The 18,441-nt window shown below is 59.1% G+C and carries 18 protein-coding genes; 13 read left to right on the forward strand and 5 right to left on the reverse strand.

Going from position 1 to position 18,441, the window contains the following annotated elements; all coding sequences use genetic code 11:
* The first annotated feature begins 240 nt into the window (after positions 1–240).
* From WHX55_RS00155 to WHX55_RS00195, 9 genes are all read left to right on the forward strand, one after another.
* Complete coding sequence (locus tag WHX55_RS00155) at positions 241–1,548, forward strand: CitMHS family transporter (RefSeq protein WP_353741782.1); 1,308 nt, start codon at positions 241–243, stop codon at positions 1,546–1,548.
* An 85-nt stretch (positions 1,549–1,633) separates the two neighbouring features.
* Positions 1,634–2,401 (forward strand): TerC family protein, encoded by a 768-nt coding sequence (locus tag WHX55_RS00160; RefSeq protein ID WP_353741783.1) that lies wholly within the window; start codon positions 1,634–1,636, stop codon positions 2,399–2,401.
* 292 nt (positions 2,402–2,693) lie between these two features.
* Positions 2,694–4,352 carry a Na/Pi cotransporter family protein gene (locus WHX55_RS00165; protein ID WP_150728144.1) on the forward strand — a complete coding sequence of 553 codons (1,659 nt, stop codon included), beginning with the start codon at positions 2,694–2,696 and terminating at the stop codon, positions 4,350–4,352.
* Between the two features lie 55 nt (positions 4,353–4,407).
* Positions 4,408–5,784, forward strand: a complete 1,377-nt coding sequence (locus tag WHX55_RS00170; protein ID WP_353741784.1) for an insulinase family protein — start codon at positions 4,408–4,410, stop codon at positions 5,782–5,784.
* 228 nt (positions 5,785–6,012) lie between these two features.
* Entirely contained in the window at positions 6,013–7,041 is a 1,029-nt protein-coding gene (locus WHX55_RS00175) for a DUF5924 family protein (RefSeq protein ID WP_150728146.1), read from the forward strand.
* A 54-nt stretch (positions 7,042–7,095) separates the two neighbouring features.
* Complete coding sequence (locus WHX55_RS00180; protein ID WP_150728147.1) at positions 7,096–8,244, forward strand: ABC transporter permease; 1,149 nt, start codon at positions 7,096–7,098, stop codon at positions 8,242–8,244.
* On the forward strand, positions 8,241–9,044 hold the full coding sequence (locus WHX55_RS00185; RefSeq protein ID WP_353741785.1) for an ATP-binding cassette domain-containing protein: 804 nt from the start codon (positions 8,241–8,243) through the stop codon (positions 9,042–9,044). Before WHX55_RS00180 ends, WHX55_RS00185 begins: the two co-directional genes overlap by 4 nt.
* Before the next feature lies 1 nt (position 9,045).
* Positions 9,046–9,984, forward strand: a complete 939-nt coding sequence (locus tag WHX55_RS00190) for an MlaD family protein (protein WP_353741786.1) — start codon at positions 9,046–9,048, stop codon at positions 9,982–9,984.
* The gene (locus tag WHX55_RS00195; protein WP_353741787.1) at positions 9,981–10,604 is read left to right on the forward strand and encodes an ABC-type transport auxiliary lipoprotein family protein; all 624 of its coding nucleotides are present in this window, start codon (positions 9,981–9,983) and stop codon (positions 10,602–10,604) included. Before WHX55_RS00190 ends, WHX55_RS00195 begins: the two co-directional genes overlap by 4 nt.
* A 120-nt stretch (positions 10,605–10,724) precedes the next feature.
* On the opposite strand, the gene WHX55_RS00200 is transcribed toward WHX55_RS00195, so the two are convergent.
* Both WHX55_RS00200 and WHX55_RS00205 read right to left on the reverse strand, forming a co-directional pair.
* Entirely contained in the window at positions 10,725–11,375 is a 651-nt protein-coding gene (locus tag WHX55_RS00200; RefSeq protein WP_150728150.1) for an HAD family hydrolase, read from the reverse strand.
* Between the two features lie 26 nt (positions 11,376–11,401).
* Positions 11,402–11,947: a gamma carbonic anhydrase family protein gene (locus WHX55_RS00205; RefSeq protein WP_150728151.1), complete on the reverse strand. Its 546-nt coding sequence runs from the start codon at positions 11,945–11,947 to the stop codon at positions 11,402–11,404.
* An 88-nt stretch (positions 11,948–12,035) separates the two neighbouring features.
* Here WHX55_RS00205 and prlC point away from each other — a divergent pair, with 88 nt between their 5' ends.
* On the forward strand, positions 12,036–14,087 hold the full coding sequence (prlC, locus tag WHX55_RS00210; protein ID WP_353741788.1) for an oligopeptidase A: 2,052 nt from the start codon (positions 12,036–12,038) through the stop codon (positions 14,085–14,087).
* Positions 14,084–14,371, forward strand: a complete 288-nt coding sequence (locus WHX55_RS00215; protein ID WP_008018424.1) for a YheV family putative zinc ribbon protein — start codon at positions 14,084–14,086, stop codon at positions 14,369–14,371. The genes prlC and WHX55_RS00215 overlap by 4 nt, the downstream gene beginning before the upstream one ends.
* 42 nt (positions 14,372–14,413) lie before the next feature.
* Here the strand turns inward: WHX55_RS00215 and WHX55_RS00220 are convergent, their stop codons facing one another.
* The 3 genes from WHX55_RS00220 to WHX55_RS00230 all read right to left on the reverse strand — a co-directional run bounded on the left by WHX55_RS00220 (position 14,414) and on the right by WHX55_RS00230 (position 16,115).
* The gene (locus tag WHX55_RS00220; RefSeq protein WP_353741789.1) at positions 14,414–15,058 is read right to left on the reverse strand and encodes a dual specificity protein phosphatase family protein; all 645 of its coding nucleotides are present in this window, start codon (positions 15,056–15,058) and stop codon (positions 14,414–14,416) included.
* Positions 15,059–15,167: 109 nt separating this feature from the next.
* Entirely contained in the window at positions 15,168–15,716 is a 549-nt protein-coding gene (locus tag WHX55_RS00225) for a hypothetical protein (protein ID WP_353741790.1), read from the reverse strand.
* A gap of 96 nt (positions 15,717–15,812) precedes the next feature.
* Complete coding sequence (locus WHX55_RS00230) at positions 15,813–16,115, reverse strand: hypothetical protein (protein WP_353741791.1); 303 nt, start codon at positions 16,113–16,115, stop codon at positions 15,813–15,815.
* Between the two features lie 218 nt (positions 16,116–16,333).
* Here WHX55_RS00230 and WHX55_RS00235 point away from each other — a divergent pair, with 218 nt between their 5' ends.
* Complete coding sequence (locus tag WHX55_RS00235) at positions 16,334–17,392, forward strand: PA0069 family radical SAM protein (protein WP_353741792.1); 1,059 nt, start codon at positions 16,334–16,336, stop codon at positions 17,390–17,392.
* A gap of 242 nt (positions 17,393–17,634) precedes the next feature.
* Positions 17,635–18,366 carry a carbonic anhydrase gene (locus WHX55_RS00240; protein ID WP_102669518.1) on the forward strand — a complete coding sequence of 244 codons (732 nt, stop codon included), beginning with the start codon at positions 17,635–17,637 and terminating at the stop codon, positions 18,364–18,366.
* Positions 18,367–18,441 lie beyond the last annotated feature (75 nt).

Below are 18,441 nucleotides of genomic sequence, written 5' to 3' on the forward strand. Positions count from 1 at the left end.
CGAAAGCTGGCTGAAAGCTTCCCCGATTAGGATCGCCCCCACTACCGGCAACAGACCGGTTGGCCAATGCCAGCGTTTTATCGCTCGCACAGCCCATTTAACAACAACAATGGTGATTCTGATGTCCTCTTCTACCCGCCGCTTCGCTGTCACTCCGCCCGTACGTCTCGTGCTTCCCGTTCTGCGCTGATCCCGCCCGATCCGCCCATTCCCTAGCCGCGCTACGCCTGGAGTATTCCCATGCTGACTTTCCTTGGCTTCGCCATGGTCATCACGTTCATGTTCCTGATCATGACCAAGCGCCTGTCTGCGCTGATCGCGCTGATCCTCATTCCAATCATCTTCGCCCTGTTCGGCGGCTTCGGCCCGAAAATCGGCCCGATGATGCTCGAAGGCATCACCAAGCTTGCGCCAACCGGCGTGATGCTGATGTTCGCTATCTTGTACTTCGCCCTGATGATCGACTCCGGCCTGTTCGACCCGGCCGTGCGCAAGATCCTCAAACTGGTCAAGGGCGACCCGCTGAAAGTTTCGGTCGGCACCGCCGTTCTGGCGCTCGTTGTCTCCCTCGATGGTGACGGCGCGACCACTTACATGATCTGCGTGGCCGCCATGCTGCCGCTCTACAGCCGTATCGGCATGAGCCCGCGGATCATGGCCGGCCTGATCATCCTTGCCGGTGGCGTGATGAACATGACCCCGTGGGGTGGCCCGACCGCTCGCGCAGCCAGTGCGTTGCATGTGGACCCGTCCGACATCTTCGTACCGATGATTCCCGCGATGCTGGCCGGCGTGGTGGCGATCCTGGTCATTGCCTATTTCTACGGCAAGCGTGAACGTGCACGCCTGGGTGAACTGCACCTGGTGGGCGAGGAAATCGACCACAGTGAAATCAGCGTTTCGCAGTTCCCGGATGCCCGTCGTCCGAAGCTGATCTGGTTCAACGGCGCCCTGACCCTGGCCTTGATGTGCACCCTGATCGCCGGCCTGCTGCCGTTGCCAGTACTGTTCATGGTGGCGTTCAGTATCGCCATGATCGTCAACTATCCTTGCCTGCAACAGCAGAAGGATCGTGTCGCGGCTCACGCCGGTAGCGTGCTGGCGGTGGTCGGGTTGATCTTTGCGGCCGGTATCTTCACCGGTATCCTGACCGGCACCGGGATGGTCGATGCCATGTCGAAAAGCCTGTTGGCGGTGATTCCGGATTTCCTCGGCCCGTACCTGGCTGTGATCACGGCACTGGTAAGCATGCCGTTCACTTTCTTCATGTCGAACGATGCATTTTATTACGGCGTGTTACCGGTACTTGCCGAAGCCGCCAGCCATTACGGTATAACCGCGGTGGAAATGGCACGTGCCTCGATCGTCGGTCAGCCCGTCCACCTGTTGAGCCCGCTGGTTCCATCGACTTACCTGTTGGTGGCCCTGGCCGGCATCGATTTCGGTGACCACCAGCGCTTCACTCTCAAGTGGGCAGTGCTGGTTTGTATCTGCATACTGATTGCTGCACTGCTGTTGGGGACTTTCCCGGTGTTCAGCACTCTATAAGCCCAAGACTCACCACTTCGGGTCCAGGCTTCGCTGTTTGAAGCCCGGGCCCGTTGTGGTTTAACAATCGCTCAAAGGAATACACATGGAATGGCTGACCAACCCTGAAATCTGGGTTGCCTTCTTCACCCTGACCGCCCTGGAAATCGTCCTGGGTATCGATAACATCATCATGATTTCGATCCTGGTCAGCCGCATGCCCAAACACATGCAGGCGCGCACCCGGATTTTCGGTCTGGCGCTGGCCATGATCACGCGAATCCTGCTTCTGCTGTCGATCACCTGGGTCATGCGCCTGACGACGGACCTGTTCGAAGTGTTCGGCCAGGGTATTTCCGGACGCGACCTGATCCTGTTCTTCGGTGGTCTGTTCCTGCTGTGGAAAAGCTCGCAAGAGATGTACCACGCACTGGAAGGTGAAGACGAAAGCCACGACGAGCCTTCGGGCAAGGGCGGCAACTTCCTCTACACCATCATCCAGATCGCGATCATTGACATCGTGTTCTCCCTGGACTCGGTAATCACTGCGGTCGGCATGGTGTCCCAGGTACCGGTCATGGTCGCGGCAATCATCGTGGCCGTGCTGGTGATGATGTGGGCATCGGGCACCATCAGTGAGTTCATCGACAAGCACCCATCGCTGAAGATGCTGGCGTTGTCGTTCCTGCTATTGGTCGGTACCGTGCTGATTGCCGAATCCCTGGACGTGCACGTGCCAAAAGGCTACGTCTACTTTGCCATGGCGTTCTCGCTGGCTGTGGAAGCGATCAACATCAAGATGCGCACCGCCATTGCGAAAAAGAGGAAACAGCAGGATCCGGTAAAGCTGCGCAAGGACATTCCGGGCCAGTAACCCGAAAGCGCTAAATACGCAAAACCTGTGGGAGCGAGCCTGCTCGCGATGGCGGTCTGTCAATCAACATCAAAGTTGAATCTGATGACCTCATCGCGAGCAGGCTCGCTCCCACATTGTTTTGTGTGGCTGGAAGGCCAATGTTTCATGACAGTTTTGTTTCAATCCCTTCTTTGGCTATGCGATGCTGGCGCTCAGACCGTTAGCCAACTACAGCTTAAGTACAGAACGTAGAACGTCGCGCGGTACCGTCAACTTGCTCCTTTGGGGCGCTACACCACAGGGGGTCTTTATGCTCACCCTGCTCAATTTACTTTCTGCCGTGGCCCTGCTGATCTGGGGCACGCACATCGTCCGAACCGGCATCCTGCGGGTCTACGGCACCAATCTGCGCCATGTCATTGGCCACAACATGTCCAAACGCTGGCTGGCTTTCGCCTCCGGGATCGCCGTGACAGCGATGGTCCAGAGCAGCAACGCCACCGCCATGCTCGTCACCTCCTTTGTCGGCCAGGGCCTGATGACGCTGACCCCGGCGCTGGCCACCATGCTTGGCGCGGACGTCGGTACGGCGCTGATGGCGCGGGTGCTGACGTTCGATCTGTCGTGGCTGTCGCCGTTGCTGATTTTTGTCGGGGTGATTTTCTTTCTGTCGCGCAAGCAGACCCGACTCGGGCAGATGGGTCGTGTCGCCATTGGCTTGGGGCTGATCATTCTGGCGCTGCAACTGATTGTCGAAGCGGCGCATCCGATTACCCAGGCCAAAGGGGTGAAGGTGATTTTCGCCTCGCTCACCGGCGACATCCTGCTCGACGCCCTGGTCGGTGCGCTGTTCGCGATGATTTCTTACTCCAGCCTGGCCGCTGTGCTGCTGACCGCGACACTGGCGGGTGCCAACGTGATCAGTCTGCCGGTGGCCATCGGGCTGGTGATCGGCGCCAATATCGGCAGCGGTGTACTCGCCTTCCTCAGCACCAGCATGCAGAACGCCGCCGGGCGCCAAGTGGCGCTTGGCAGCCTGCTGTACAAACTGATTGGTCTTTTATTGATCATTCCGGTGCTCGATCCGCTGGTGCACTGGCTCGATGGTCTGGATTTCAGCCCTCAGGAAATGGTCATTGGTTTTCATCTGCTCTACAACACCGTGCGCTGCCTGATCCTGCTGCCCAGCCTCGAACCGATGGCCAGGTTTTGTGCCTGGGTGCTGCCGGAGCGCCAGCAGGCCAATGGCACGGCCAAGCCCCGGCATCTTGACCCCACGGCATTGGTCACGCCCGGTTTGGCGCTGGCCAACGCAGCCCGGGAAACCCTGCGCATGGGCGACCTGATCGACAACATGCTCGAAGCCATGCTCGACGTGTTGCGCGGCAAACAGACCGCCGTCACCCAGGAAATCCGCCGCCTGACCGACGATGTGGAAGCGCTCTACAGTGCGATCAAGTTGTATCTGGCGCAAATGCCCCGGGAAGATCTCAGCGATCAGGACAGCCGGCGCTGGGCGGAAATCATCGAACTGGCGATCAACCTGAAACTCGCCAGCGACTTGATCGAACGCATGCTGCGCAAGATTCAGCAGCAGAAAACCTCGCAGCGCCGGTCGTTTTCCGAAGTCGGGCTGGACGAATTGACCGGGCTGCATGCGCAGTTGATTTCCAGCCTGCGGCTCGGGATGTCTGTGTTTCTCAGTGGAGACCCGGAAAGTGCCCGCCAGCTGGTGCGTGAAAAACGTCGTTTCCGCGCACAGGAACGGCGTCTGGCCCATGCTCATGTCAGCCGCTTGCAACGTAAAATCGTGCAAAGTATCGAAACCAGTTCGTTGCACCTGGAGCTGATCGCCGACATGAAGCGTCTCAATTCGCTGTTTTGCAGCAGTGCCTACGTGGTGTTGGAAACATCGGACACCGGTGCGCTGGTGGTCGACGATTTGAGCGACATCACACATTCACCCTGAACGTCCACGGTTACCTGAAGTCTGTTGAACTTAGCTAGCCGTACGGAAGCTTGTTATGCGTTGTCTGTTGTTCGCCTGCCTGTTGCTTGGTTCATTCCCGTCATTCGCCCTGGATCGTTTCCAGGTCGAGGGCTATACCCTGCGCAACGGTTTGCAGTTGCTGCTCAAACCCGGCACTGACCGCGGGCATGTGGCGATCCGGCTGGTGGTCGGCGTTGGCCTGGACGATTTCAAGTGCGAAGAAAAGGAGCTGCCGCATCTGCTGGAACACCTGTTGTTCAGCGGTATCGACGCCAGCGGCGAAGGCGGGCTGGAAGAACGCATGCAGGCTCTGGGCGGCGAGTGGAACGCGTTCACCAGCAATGCCGATACGACCTTCGTCATCGAAGCCCCGGCGAAAAACCAGCGCAAGGTGCTCGACCTGTTGCTGGCGCTGCTGATCCAGACCCGCTTCGATGACAACGCCATAAACGCCGCCAAGCAAGTGGTCGAGCGAGAAGACGGCGGCCACTATTCGCACCTGCAGCGCTGGCTCGATCGTCAGGACCTGGGCCACACGGCCAGCAAACAACTGGCCGTGGAGCTGGGCCTCAAATGCCCGGAGCGTGCGCAAGTCGATGACCTGACCCGTGAACAACTGGAGCAGGTGCGCAAGGACTGGTACGCGCCGAACAACATGACCCTGATCGTGGTCGGCGATCTCGACAAGTTGCTGCCGGCTTATCTGGAGCGGGCGTATGGCGCGCTGGAAGCGATTACGCCTGGCGAGCATCCGCCGCTGCCGCAAATCCAGACCAGCGCCGCCCATGAGCGCACCTTGACCCACGGTCTGGTCGGCAACGGCGCCAAGTTGCACTGGCTGGTGCCGGAGCCGGTACTGGAGGACCAGCACGACGAAACCTTCGATTTGCTCAAGGACTATCTGGATTGGGCGCTCTATCGCCAGTTACGCCTGGCTCACGGTTTGTCCTACGGTCCGTGGGCGGAACGCGAGGTATTCGGCGGCGTGGGTTTCATGAGCCTCAACGCCGACCTTGAGCGCGACGACGTGGCCGAGGCCGAACAAGTACTCGAGGACCTGAAGGCCGCACTGCTCAAGGACGGCCTCAATGCCGACACCTTCAACCGCCTCAAGCAGGCTGCGATTGCCCGCCAGGCCTGGGCCGTACAAGGCAACAGTGCGTTGGCCGACTACTACTGGAGCGCCATCGGCAACTACGAAGATGGCCACTTCGCCAACCCGGCCCGGGAGCTGCAAGAAGTGACCCAGGAAGAAGCGAACAAGGCCGTGCGTGAATTGCTCCTGCAACCGGGGTATTTGCGGATCGAGAAGCCGTTGTTCAGTTATGACCAGTTGATGTGGCTGGTGGTCGGTGGGGTGGGCTTGATCGTATTGATGCTGGTGGGCTGGCGTTTGCATCGCAAGAAGTAACCATTCCATGTGACAGCGGACTGAGAGGCCTTGCCGGTTCCCTGTGGGAGCGAGCTTGCTCGCGATAGCGGATTGTAAGTCGACAAAAATGTTGGATGTGCTGGCCTCATCGCGAGCAGGCTCGCTCCCACAGGTTGCGTGGTGTAACTGACCGTGAACCCTCGCCACAGGGCCGCACCAGCGGTACCCTGTCGAGGTTTTTTCCTACGACGACTGTGAAACCGCCGAATGCAAAACCTGCCCCTTTTCCTACAGCGCATCCTCGAATTGATGAAGCGCTACCCTGGGGTCATTGCGCTCTGTGGTTTCATCTCCGGGGTGGGCAGTTTCATTCTGGTCGATCGCCAGCAAGGCCTGGCGAGCTGGATCACCACCATCATGCTGATCAGCTGGATCTGGCTGATGCTGGAAAACAGCCTGACCAAGCTGTTCACGCGCATTTTCAAGCGCGAAATACCGGAACCCTTGCTGCGTTACGCGACGCAGATGATCCATCAGGAAAGCCTGTTCTTTGTCCTGCCGTTCTTCTTCATCACCACGACGTGGAACAGCGGCCAGTTGTTTTTCACCGGGCTGCTGGGCGTCGCGGCGCTGATATCGATCATCGACCCGCTCTACTACAAGTGGCTGGCTCCACGGCGCTGGGCGTTTCTGGCCCTGCACACCCTGACCCTGTTCGCCGCGCTGCTCACCGCCTTGCCGGTGATCATGCACCTGACCACCGCGCAAAGTTTCAAATGGGCACTGGGTATCTCGGTGCTGCTGTCGTTCCCGAGCCTGGCATCGATCTTCCCGATTCGTACCCTGCGCAATGCACTGGCGATCTTGAGTATCACCCTGGGCATCGGCGCCGTTGGTTGGGCGCTGCGCTCGTGGGTGCCGCCGGCGACGCTGTGGATGACTGACGTGGCCATCAGCACGCAGATGCAGGACCGCACGCCTGGCGTCAGCCTCGACGAAGTCAGCGCCGAGCAGATTCGCAGTGGCGGGCTCTATGCGTACACCGCGATCAACGCCCCGCGTGGCCTGGACGAGCGGATTTATCACGTCTGGAAATTCAACGGTAAAGAGGTCGACCGCATCCCCCTGGATATTCGTGGCGGGCGCAAGGAAGGTTACCGGGCCTGGACCCACAAGCAGAACTTCCCGGGCAACCCGGCCGGCAAATGGCAGGTTCGGGTGCTGACCGAAGATGGCCAGGTCATCGGCGTGCTGCGCTTCAAAGTCACGGACAGCACAGCGATCAAAGAAAAGTAGTCCGGTTCGTGCTATTACGTAGAGCTGCGTAATCACTGAACAAGCACGGAGCTTATGATCAGCAGCACAATGGCCGGCAATGCCCGATTGGACACGTCGATTACCCCTGCGCGGTTGCGGGTGACGGGCGACTGGACGCTTGCCCATTACGCTGACCTCAAGCTGTTGAGCGAAAAACTCCACGGCCAGTACGACGCCAACACCCCCATCGACCTCAATGGTCTCGGTGCCCTCGACACCGCCGGCGCCTCGCTGTTGGTCGAGCTGCTCGGCTCCGAGCGCCTCGGCCGCTCCGCCGAACATCCTGATTGCACACTCTCCGCTGCCGACCGCGCGTTGCTGCAAACCGTCTACTGCTCGTTGACCGATTTCTGCGTACCGATCAAGGAACCGGAAGTCAGCGTTTCCATTCAGTTGCTGACCCGCATTGGCCGCGCGGTGGACGCCGTCTGGCAGGACACCCTGCAACTACTGGGTTTCGTCGGCCTGATCATCGAAACCATCGCCCGTGGCCTGTTCCGTCCCAAGCGCTGGCGCGTCACGCCGATGATCGCCCACATCGAACAGACCGGTCTCGACGCCGCCCCCATCGTTGCATTGCTGACTTTTCTGGTGGGCGCCGTCGTGGCGTTCCTGGGGTCGACGGTGCTGGCCACTTTCGGCGCCACCGTCTTCACCGTGGACCTGGTGGGGTTTGCCTTCCTGCGTGAATTCGGTGTGTTGTTGACCGCGATCCTGATGGCCGGGCGTACCGCCAGTGCGTTCACGGCGCAAATCGGTTCGATGAAGGCCAACGAGGAAATCGACGCCATCCGCACCCTGGGCCTCGATCCCGTGGAGTTGCTGGTGGTGCCGCGGGTCCTGGCGTTGCTGATCGCCCTGCCGATGCTGACCTTTCTGGCGATGCTGTCGGGGATCATCGGTGGTGCCGTGGTCTGCGCGGTGGCGCTGGATATCTCGCCGGCGATGTTCCTGTCGCTGCTGCAAACGGACATCGGCGTTCAGCACTTCCTGGTGGGGATCGTCAAAGCGCCGGTGTTCGCCTTCCTCATCGCCGCCATCGGTTGTCTTGAAGGCTTCAAAGTCAGTGGCAGCGCTGAGTCTGTGGGCGCGCACACCACGTCGAGTGTGGTGCAGTCGATTTTCGTGGTGATCGTGATGGATGCGATCGCCGCGATGTTTTTCATGGAGATGGGTTGGTGAGTCGTGTACCCCGAGCGCCCTCCGAGGCGGTGATTGAAGTCCGTGGGCTGTGCAACCGCTTTGGAAGCCAGAGCGTGCACGAGAACCTCGACCTGGACTTGTACAAGGGCGAGATCCTCGCCGTAGTCGGCGGCTCCGGCAGCGGCAAGTCGGTGCTGCTGCGCAGTATTGTCGGGTTGCGCCAGCCCAGTGAAGGCGTGGTGAAAGTCTTCGGGAAAAACCTGCCGACCTTGTCCGAACACGAGCGTTCGCTGGTGGAGCGGCGATTCGGCGTGCTGTTCCAGAAAGGCGCGCTGTTCTCTTCACTGACGGTAACCGAGAACGTCGCCTTGCCGCTGATCGAACACGCGGGCTTGAGCCGCAACGACGCCGAGCACCTGGCGGCGGTGAAAATGGCCCTGGCCGGGTTGCCGCTGTCGGCGGCAGAGAAGTACCCCTCGTCGCTGTCCGGCGGCATGATCAAGCGTGCCGCGCTGGCCCGGGCGTTGGCGCTGGACCCGGACATCCTGTTTCTCGACGAGCCCACCGCCGGTCTCGACCCGATCGGCGCCGCCGCGTTCGACCAATTGATCCTGACTCTGCGCGATGCTTTGGGCCTAAGTGTCTTTCTGGTGACCCACGACCTCGACACGCTCTACACCATCACCGACCGGGTGGCGGTGCTGGCGCAGAAAAAAGTGCTGGTGGCGGACGCCATCGACAAGGTCTCGGAAACCAACGATGCGTGGATTCACGAATACTTCCATGGCCCCCGCGGCCGCGCGGCATTGACAGCCGCCCAACAGCTCAACGAGGTCTGACATGGAAACCCGAGCCCATCATGTATTGATCGGCCTGTTCACCGTGATTGTGGTGACGGCCGCTCTGTTGTTCGGCCTGTGGCTGGCCAAGTCCAGTGTCGACACCGAGTTCAAGGACTACGAAGTCGTGTTCAACGAGGCGGTCAGCGGTTTGTCCAAGGGCAGTTCGGTGCAGTACAGCGGGATCAAGGTCGGCGACGTGATCTTGCTGCGGCTGGACCCGAAAGACCCGCGTCGGGTGCTGGCGCGAATTCGCCTGGCCGGCGATACCCCGGTCAAGGAAGACACCCAGGCCAAACTGGCCCTGACCGGCGTCACCGGGACCTCGATCATCCAGCTCAGCGGCGGCACGCCACAGAGCCCGACGCTCAAGGGCAAGGACGGCAACCTGCCGACCATCGTCGCCTCGCCCTCGCCCATCGCCCGCCTGCTCAATGACAGCGAAAACCTGATGGCCGGGGTGACCACGCTGATGCATAACGTCAACCTGATGTTCTCCACGGAAAACATCGAGCGCATCAGCAACACCCTGGAGCATCTGGAGCAAACCACCGGGACCATTGCCGAGCAGCGCGGCGATATCCGTCAGGCCATGCATCAGCTGGCCTCGGTGGGCAAGCAGGCCAACACCATGCTGGAGCAGACCACGGCGCTGATGCGCAATGCCAACGGGCTGCTCAACGAGCATGGCAAGGAGGCGCTGGGCAGCGCCGAGCAGGCGATGAAGTCGCTGCAGGAGAGCAGCGCCACCCTCAACAAATTGATCACCGCCAATCAGGATTCGCTCAACAGCGGCATGCAAGGTCTCAATGGCCTGGGCCCGGCCGTGCGTGAGATGCGCGAAACCCTGAGTTCGTTGCGCACCATTACCACACGCCTGGAAGCCAACCCCAGCGGTTACCTGCTGGGTAGTGAAAAGACCAAGGAATTCACGCCATGAAGCTGATTCGGATTGCCCTTCTCGCTGGCTTCACGCTGATCGGTTCGTGCTCGATCCTGCCCAAGCCAGAGCCCTTCGAGGTCTATCGATTGCCGTCGGCCCAGAGCGCATCGGCCGGCCATGGCACGCCGCAGCGCTGGTCGCTGCGCCTGAGCAAATTCCAGTCCAGCGAAGCGTTGAACAGTCCGAACATTGCAGTGATTCCCCAGGGCGATGTGATCAGCCACTACAAGGGCTCACGCTGGAGCGACCCGGCGCCGGTGCTGGTGCGCAATCGACTGCTGGAAGGTTTCCAGCATGACGGACGGGTGTCGTTGCTGAGCACCGATGACAGCATTTTCCAGACCGATCTTGAATTGGGCGGCAGCCTGCAGGCGTTCCAGACTGAATACCAGGGCACGAATGTCAGCGCGGTCGTGCGTCTGGACGCATTGCTGGTGCGCAGTTACGACCAGCGCATCCTCGCCAGCCGCCGCTTTGAAGTGCGCCAGTCACTCAGCGATGTGCAGGTCCCGGCGGTGGTGGTCGGTTTCGGTCAGGCGAACGATCAGTTGACCGCGCAGGTGGTGAGCTGGGCGATTGAGCAAGGACAGAGGCTAGCCCCACCGCCAAGACCTTGAAGACTTACGCAGTCCCCCTGTGGGAGCGAGCCTGCTCGCGATAGCGGTATGTCAGACACATCGATTTTGCATGTGAGACCGTCATCGCGAGCAGGCTCGCTCCCACAGGGGTCAGTCGTATCAGCGTTTCAAAAATGCCTGATGCAGCGCTTCCAGTGTTTCAAAGTGATACGCCGGCGCTTCGGCGCTCAACTCTTCGTGGCTGCCGAACCCGTAACCCACCGCCGCCGCATCCAGGCCATTGCTGCGCGCGCCGATCAGGTCGTGCTTGCGGTCGCCGATCATCAGGGTGTTGGTCGGGTCCAGGTTTTCTTCGGCCATCAGGTGAGCAATCAGCTCGACCTTGTTGGTCCGTGTGCCGTCCAGTTCGCTGCCGTAAATCACCTTGAAGTGTTTGGCAAAGTCGAAATGCCGGGCGATTTCCCGGGCGAACACCCACGGTTTCGAGGTAGCGATGTATAGCTGCCGCCCTTGTCCGCTCAGGCTTTCCAGCAGCGGCGCGACACCATCGAATACGCGGTTTTCGTATAGACCGGTGACCTTGAAGCGCTCGCGATAGAAATTCACAGCCTGCCAGGCCCTGGCTTCATCGAAGTCGTAGAACTGCATGAATGCCTGCAACAGCGGCGGGCCGATGAAGTGTTCGAGTTTCGCCAGGTCCGGCTCATCGATACCCAGTTTGCCCAAGGCGAACTGGATCGAACGGGTGATGCCCTCGCGCGGGTCGGTGAGGGTGCCATCGAGGTCGAACAAAACGGTTTGGTAATGCATGTCGAATCCTGAAAAAGGGGGACAGGTCAAAGCTGGTCGTAGCCTTCGGCCAGATGCAGGTCCTTGAGCTTCACGTAGTTCGCCGCGCTGTAGGTGAAAAAGGCACGTTCCTTGTCAGCCAGCGGGCGGATCTGCTTCACCGGGCTGCCCACATACAGGAAGCCGCTTTGCAGATGCTTGCCCGGCGGCACCAGGCTGCCGGCACCGATGATCACATCATCATCGACCACCGCGCCGTCCATGACGATGCTGCCCATGCCGATCAACACCCGGCTGCCTACCGAACAACCATGCAGCATGACCTTGTGGGCGATGGTCACGTCATCGCCGATCAGCAACGGATAGCCGTCCGGGTTGAACGGCCCGGCGTGGGTGATGTGCAACACGCAGCCATCCTGCACGCTGGTGCGCGCGCCGATGCGGATGCGGTGCATGTCGCCACGGATCACTGTCAGCGGCCAGACCGAGCTGTCTTCGCCAATTTCAACGTCGCCGATCACCACCGCCGAGCCATCGACAAAAGCGCCTTTACCCAGCAGCGGCGTGTGGTTCTGATACTTGCGAAGGTTCACGATAGGGTTTCTCTCTGTTGCTGATAGCTGCGGTGAACGTCGATTGTAATTAAGATGGCTGCATGTTTCTCCAGCCAAGGTATCAACCGTGAGCGTGAACAACCCTCTTTTGCAGTCCTATGACCTGCCGCCGTTCTCCGCCATCCGCGCTGAACACGTACAACCGGCCATTGAACAGATCCTGGCTGACAACCGTGCCGCCATCGTCGAGATCCTCAAGACCCAGGTCACACAGCCAACGTGGGCTGGCCTGGTGCTGGCGATGGACGAACTCAATGACCGTCTGGGTGCCGCCTGGAGCCCGGTCAGCCACCTCAACGCCGTTTGCAACAGCGCCGAACTGCGTGAAGCCTACGAGTCGTGCCTGCCGGCCTTGAGCGCCTATTCCACCGAGTTGGGCCAGAACCGCGAACTGTTCCAGGCTTTCGAAGCCCTGGCCAGCAGCCCGGAAGCTGCCGAATTCGACGTGGCGCAGAAAACTATCCTGGAACACTCCCTGCGTGACTTCCGTCTGTCGGGTATCGACCTGCCGGAAGCCGAACAGAAGCGTTACGCCGAAGTGCAGAGCAAGCTGTCCGAACTGGGCAGCCGTTTCTCCAACCAATTGCTCGATGCCACTCAGGCCTGGACCAAGCACATCACCGATGAAGCCGCCCTCGCCGGCCTGACCGATTCGGCCAAGGCGCAAATGGCCGCCGCGGCTCAGGCCAAGGATCTGGACGGCTGGCTGATCACCCTGGAATTCCCGAGCTATTACGCGGTGATGACCTACGCCCAGGACCGCGCGCTGCGTGAAGAAGTCTACGCCGCGTACTGCACCCGTGCGTCGGACCAGGGGCCGAATGCCGGCCAGAACGATAACAGCCCGGTCATGGAAGAAATCCTCGACCTGCGTCAGGAGCTGGCCAAACTGTTGGGTTTCAGCAGTTTCTCCGAGCTGAGCCTGGCGACCAAAATGGCCGAATCCAGCGATCAGGTGCTGAGTTTCCTGCGCGACCTGGCCAAGCGCAGCAAGCCGTTCGCTGCCCAGGATCTGGAGCAGCTCAAGGCTTACGCCGCCGAACAAGGCTGCCCGGATCTGCAAAGCTGGGATAGCGGTTTCTACGGTGAAAAACTCCGTGAGCAACGCTACAGCGTGGCCCAGGAAGCCCTGCGCGCCTACTTCCCGATCGACAAGGTGCTCAGCGGCCTGTTCGCCATCGTCCAGCGCCTGTACGGCATCGAGATTGCCGAGCAGAAAGGTTTCGACACCTGGCACCCGGATGTCCGCCTGTTTGAAATCAAGGAAAACGGCCAGCACGTCGGCCGCTTCTTCTTCGACCTCTACGCCCGCGCCAACAAGCGTGGGGGGGCGTGGATGGACGGCGCACGCGACCGTCGTCGCACCGCTGGCGGTGTATTGCAAAGCCCGGTGGCCAACCTGGTGTGCAACTTCACCCCGGCCGACAGCGGCAAGCCTGCACTGCTGACCCACGATGAAGTCACCACCCTGTTCCACGAGTTTGGTCACGGCCTGCATCACCTGCTGACCCGCGTCGAGCATGCTGGCGTGTCCGGCATCAACGGCGTGGCCTGGGATGCGGTCGAACTGCCAAGCCAGTTCATGGAGAACTGGTGCTGGGAGCCGGAAGGCCTGGCGCTGATTTCCGGTCACTATGAATCCGGCGAGCCGCTGCCTCAGGACTTGCTCGGGAAAATGCTCGCAGCGAAAAACTTCCAGTCCGGCCTGATGATGGTTCGCCAACTGGAGTTCTCGCTGTTCGACTTCGAACTGCACGCCACCCACGGCGACGGCCGTAGCGTGCTGCAAGTGCTCGAAGGCGTGCGCGACGAGGTTTCGGTGATGCGTCCACCGGCTTACAACCGTTTCCCCAACAGCTTTGCGCACATCTTTGCCGGTGGTTATGCCGCGGGTTATTACAGCTACAAATGGGCTGAAGTGCTGTCGGCCGATGCGTTCTCGAAGTTTGAAGAAGAAGGCGTGCTCAACGCCGACACCGGTCGCGCCTTCCGCGAAGCAATCCTGGCTCGTGGCGGCTCCCAGGAGCCGATGGTGCTGTTCGTCGACTTCCGTGGTCGTGAGCCATCAATTGACGCACTCTTGCGCCACAGCGGCCTGAGTGAGGACGCGGCAGCATGAGTGAGGGACCTGTGATTACGAAAAAACGCTTTATCGCCGGGGCGGTCTGCCCGGCATGCAGCGAGCCGGACAAATTGATGATGTGGAACGAAGACCAGGTCCCGCACCGAGAGTGCGTGGCCTGCGGTTACTCCGACACACTCAATGAGCAAGGGCTGTCGGTGCCCAAGGAGTTGGGTACGCGGGTTAATACCAGCGCACTCAAACCAGCCGACACCAAGGTTCAGGCGGTTCAGTTCTTCCCGAACCCGAAACTGAAGAAAAAGCCGGACGAACAGCACTGAGTGAAAAAAAGCCCCCGTTGCGCCATGCAACGGGGGCTTTTCTTATTCGATGTGAGCGGACTTGAACCAGCTCTTCATTGAGCACGCGGCAAACGGGCTGGTGCTGCAATCGCCATTGGCCAGGGCCGTGCGCAGTTTTTCCACGTCGGTCTGCATCATGTAGCGAATGCCGTCCTTGAAGTGGGTGCTGTCGCCAAAGCCGCCCTGGGTCATTTCGTTCAGTGCCTCCTCCTTGGTCCAGCCCTGGATGACAACCCGGTACATGGCTGCCATCAGGCCGGTACGGTCGGAACCGTGTTTGCAATGCATCAGCACCGGGCCTTTGGCTTCGGCAGCCTTGATGGCACGCAAGGCCTTGAGCACATCGGCGTCATCCACATGGTTGGTGCGATAAGGCAGTTGTACTTGCGTGATGCCTGGCGTGGACAACCAGCTGGAGTCTGCTTCGGGCAAGAAGTTGATTACCGTCCCGACCTTGAGTTTCTCCAGCAGCGGCACTGCCCCTTTGTCCGGCAAGGCGCTGCGATAGAGGGTCGGCGACATTTGAAAGAGGTTGTATTGCTTCTCGACCGGTTGAGCCCAGTCTGCCGGACGCTGCATCACACTGTCGTCAGCAAGTGCCGATGTCAGGTTAACGAGTGCGACCAGCGACAGGCATATTGCAGATAAAAAACGTGGTAAAGGCATGCTTGAGCGACCGTTCAGAAAGGGACGGGAAGATGGTGGCAAGGATCAGTCATGCACGGTCAAAGGCCTGTGAGCGGACCGTCAAAGAATCGTGAAGTCCGCGCTCAGGTTACAGTTTCAGTTTGATGAATGCTTTGAGCAACTCGTTCAGTGCGGCCCCATAGTCAAACACCTGTCCAGTGAGAGGGTTACGCTCACTACCTTCAAAAGACAAGCCGGCATCCGCTGACTTGGTCTCGAACACAACGCGGCTATACAGTTGATGATCATCTTCATCAATGTCAAATACCTCAACATCTACTCGAAGCTCGGGTGGTTCAGCGGGAAGACGATAAAGGTACGCAATGCCCTCAGGAACAATTATTTGTTGTTGATAAAAGGCGAGTGCTACATCCGTGAGAATTGCATTGTCCTTTTCGTCGATGCAATTGTCTGGAGTGACATTAATATCGGACTTAGGATCCAAGTCGAGCTTTAAAGTTTTGCCGCCGTCTTTTATATGAAGCGTAACGGTGGGAGCACTCGCGAGGATATCAGCGAATTGCTCCATAGTTTTGTCCGGGTGTTTGTCTGCTCTTATTAGTTTGACAATTACCTGCACATCTTGCGGTGTTTCTATTTGTTGTAGATAAGCACCGGTTTTTATGGGAGTAGACATTTTTGTCCTCGCGGCTGTCTTGAATGCATTGGGTAGCTCACATGCAATCAGCTATGAGCGTTGATATTCATATTCCGAAGACTCGAAAGTCAGGGCTCAGGGATTGGTGATACTGGCGTAGGCTTTAGCCAAGGCAAGAAGCTTTGCTTTGTCATCCGCATCAATATCGCCGTCCCCGTCAACATCCTTGCCAACGGTCCGGATACTGAAAGACTCACCACGGTCGGTGGAGACAGCTGTAAAATAAACCGAATCCACCAAAGCTTCGATTTCTTGTTCATTCTCTGCATCCCAACTTGTCTCCTTGCGAGCAAGTTGCAACGAAACAAGTGTATTAGGCTCCGAAGCGTTCGGCCGCATAAGTTGAAGAAAAATACCGCGCTGATTAATGTTAGACATAAATAAATCCTTTTATTTTTTCTGTGTCGGGGATTAATTGGAGGTGTGAATATACGAGCTGATATTAAATTCAGCCACGGTCTATATGTTTCGTTTATTTGCTAGTTACCTGATAAAGCTGTCCTGAAAGATCTGCCGTCGAACCACAGGCTGAACGGTACTGGCCGACATGCGTTGTCTCGGATACTGTATGAATATACAGATATAGGAGCCCGTCGATGGTTACCCCTCAACCTCCCCGCGGCCGCGGCACTGCCACCAACCCGCACAACCGCTTTGCCCCGAATCACTCGGTGGCCGAGGACGACGGCTGGTATCAGGAAGCGCCAATGACTCAAGGCACCGAGGTGCGCATCGAGACGGCTAAAACCATCATCACCCGCAACACATCGCCGGACCTGCCCTTCGATCGCTCGATCAACCCCTATCGAGGCTGCGAGCACGGTTGCATTTATTGCTATGCGCGCCCCAGTCACGCCTATTGGGACATGTCACCGGGGCTGGATTTCGAGACAAAACTGATCGCCAAGACCAACGCCGCGGACGTGCTGGAGGAGCAATTGTCCAGGCGTGGATATCAATGTGCGCCGATCAACCTCGGCTCCAACACCGACCCGTATCAACCGATCGAGCGTGAATACAGGATCACCCGGCAAACCCTCGAAGTACTCCTGCGTTACCGACACCCGGTGACTATCGTCACCAAGGGCTCGCTGATTCTTCGCGACCTGGACTTGCTGACCGAGCTCGCCAGCCAGAGACTTGTGGCGGTAATGATCAGCCTGACCACACTGGATGACGAGCTCAAGCGCATCCTCGAACCCCGCGCCGCGGCGCCCAAGGCCCGGTTGCGGGCGATCCGGGTGATGCGCGAGGCGGGCATTCCGGTGGGCGTGCTGTGTTCACCGATGATTCCGATGATCAACGACAGCGAACTCGAAAGCCTGCTCACCGAGGCCCATGCGGTCGGGGCGCAAAGTGCTGCTTACATGATGTTGCGCCTGCCGCTGGAAGTGGCGCCGCTGTTCGAAGAATGGCTGGGTGCCCACTATCCGCAACGGGCGGCGCATGTGCTGAGCCTGATTCGTCAGAGCCGTGGCGGTGAACTCTACGACAGCCGCTTTGGTGCTCGAATGCGCGGCGAAGGCCCCTTCGCCGACCTGCTGGCACAGCGCTTTGCCAAAACCATCAAGCGCCTGGGGCTCAATCGACGGGAAGGCTTTGACCTGGACTGCAATGCCTTTTGTCCGCCCGGTCGCCAAATGTCGTTGATTTGAGGACAATTGGCCTATGGTTGAGTACTGAAGAGCGCGCTCAGGTCTTAGGCTGGTCACGTTTTTTGTGACCTGGAACACGCGTCCTAGAGCGTTTTATTCAGTTTCAATTAAGATTCGGCCGCTACCTTGTTCATCGAGTGACTGATGGGTCGAGATGTTTGACCTGGATGTTTTTAACCAGCCACTGGCTTCGCACCGGACCACACGGGAAGATTCCCTGACTCCGCCAATGAGGATGAATCATGAGTGACAAGGATAAACAGCCGTTGGCTGCGTCGGCTTCAGCCCAACCCGAGGCGGAAACCGCCGATGCAGCGTTGCAGCACATCGTTGACGGCTTTTTGCATTTTCATCATGAGGTCTTTCCCCAGCAGGAAGAGCTCTTCAAGAAACTCGCCACGGCCCAGCGGCCACGAGCGATGTTCATTGCCTGCGCCGATTCGCGCATCGTTCCCGAGTTGATTACCCAGAGCTCCCCCGGCGACCTGTTCGTGACCCGTAACGTCGGCAACGTCGTGCCGCCTTACGGGCAAATGAACGGTGGTGTTTCCACGGCCATCGAGTACGCCGTACTGGCTCTGGGAGTGCATCACATCATCATTTGCGGGCATTCCGACTGCGGCGCCATGCGCGCGGTGCTCAACCCGGACAGTCTGGAAAAAATGCCCACGGTCAAAGCCTGGCTGCGTCATGCCGAAGTGGCCAAAACCATGGTGCAGGAGAACTGCAACTGCTCTAGCGAAAGCGAAAGCATGCACATCCTCACCGAAGAGAATGTGATCGCCCAATTGCAGCATCTGCGCACCCATCCGTCGGTGGCATCGCGCATGGCCAACGGTCAGTTATTTATTCACGGCTGGGTCTACAACATCGAAACCAGCGAAATCAAAGCGTACGACGCCGATCAAGGCTGTTTCCTGCCGCTCAATGGCAGCCTGCCAATTCCCGTGGCGACGCCCAAAGCGCGCTTCTAAACCCTCCTAAATCGTTGTGTGGTTCAGCCGAGGCTGCCGTTCAGGCAGCCTGGCTTTGCCATGCCTGAAGAAAAC

The sequence above is a fragment of the Pseudomonas fluorescens genome (assembly GCF_040448305.1).
In the GTDB taxonomy this organism is placed as follows: Bacteria; Pseudomonadota; Gammaproteobacteria; order Pseudomonadales; family Pseudomonadaceae; genus Aquipseudomonas; species Aquipseudomonas fluorescens_BH.

Coding starts and splice junctions, on each gene's coding strand:
- WHX55_RS00155 (WP_353741782.1), top strand. CDS start 241: ATGCTGACTTTCCTTGGCTTCGCCATGGTCATCACGTTCATGTTCCTG.
- WHX55_RS00160 (WP_353741783.1), top strand. CDS start 1,634: ATGGAATGGCTGACCAACCCTGAAATCTGGGTTGCCTTCTTCACCCTG.
- WHX55_RS00165 (WP_150728144.1), top strand. CDS start 2,694: ATGCTCACCCTGCTCAATTTACTTTCTGCCGTGGCCCTGCTGATCTGG.
- WHX55_RS00170 (WP_353741784.1), top strand. CDS start 4,408: ATGCGTTGTCTGTTGTTCGCCTGCCTGTTGCTTGGTTCATTCCCGTCA.
- WHX55_RS00175 (WP_150728146.1), top strand. CDS start 6,013: ATGCAAAACCTGCCCCTTTTCCTACAGCGCATCCTCGAATTGATGAAG.
- WHX55_RS00180 (WP_150728147.1), top strand. CDS start 7,096: ATGATCAGCAGCACAATGGCCGGCAATGCCCGATTGGACACGTCGATT.
- WHX55_RS00190 (WP_353741786.1), top strand. CDS start 9,046: ATGGAAACCCGAGCCCATCATGTATTGATCGGCCTGTTCACCGTGATT.
- WHX55_RS00195 (WP_353741787.1), top strand. CDS start 9,981: ATGAAGCTGATTCGGATTGCCCTTCTCGCTGGCTTCACGCTGATCGGT.
- WHX55_RS00200 (WP_150728150.1), bottom strand. CDS start 11,375: ATGCATTACCAAACCGTTTTGTTCGACCTCGATGGCACCCTCACCGAC.
- WHX55_RS00215 (WP_008018424.1), top strand. CDS start 14,084: ATGAGTGAGGGACCTGTGATTACGAAAAAACGCTTTATCGCCGGGGCG.
- WHX55_RS00220 (WP_353741789.1), bottom strand. CDS start 15,058: ATGCCTTTACCACGTTTTTTATCTGCAATATGCCTGTCGCTGGTCGCA.
- WHX55_RS00225 (WP_353741790.1), bottom strand. CDS start 15,716: ATGTCTACTCCCATAAAAACCGGTGCTTATCTACAACAAATAGAAACA.
- WHX55_RS00230 (WP_353741791.1), bottom strand. CDS start 16,115: ATGTCTAACATTAATCAGCGCGGTATTTTTCTTCAACTTATGCGGCCG.
- WHX55_RS00235 (WP_353741792.1), top strand. CDS start 16,334: ATGGTTACCCCTCAACCTCCCCGCGGCCGCGGCACTGCCACCAACCCG.
- WHX55_RS00240 (WP_102669518.1), top strand. CDS start 17,635: ATGAGTGACAAGGATAAACAGCCGTTGGCTGCGTCGGCTTCAGCCCAA.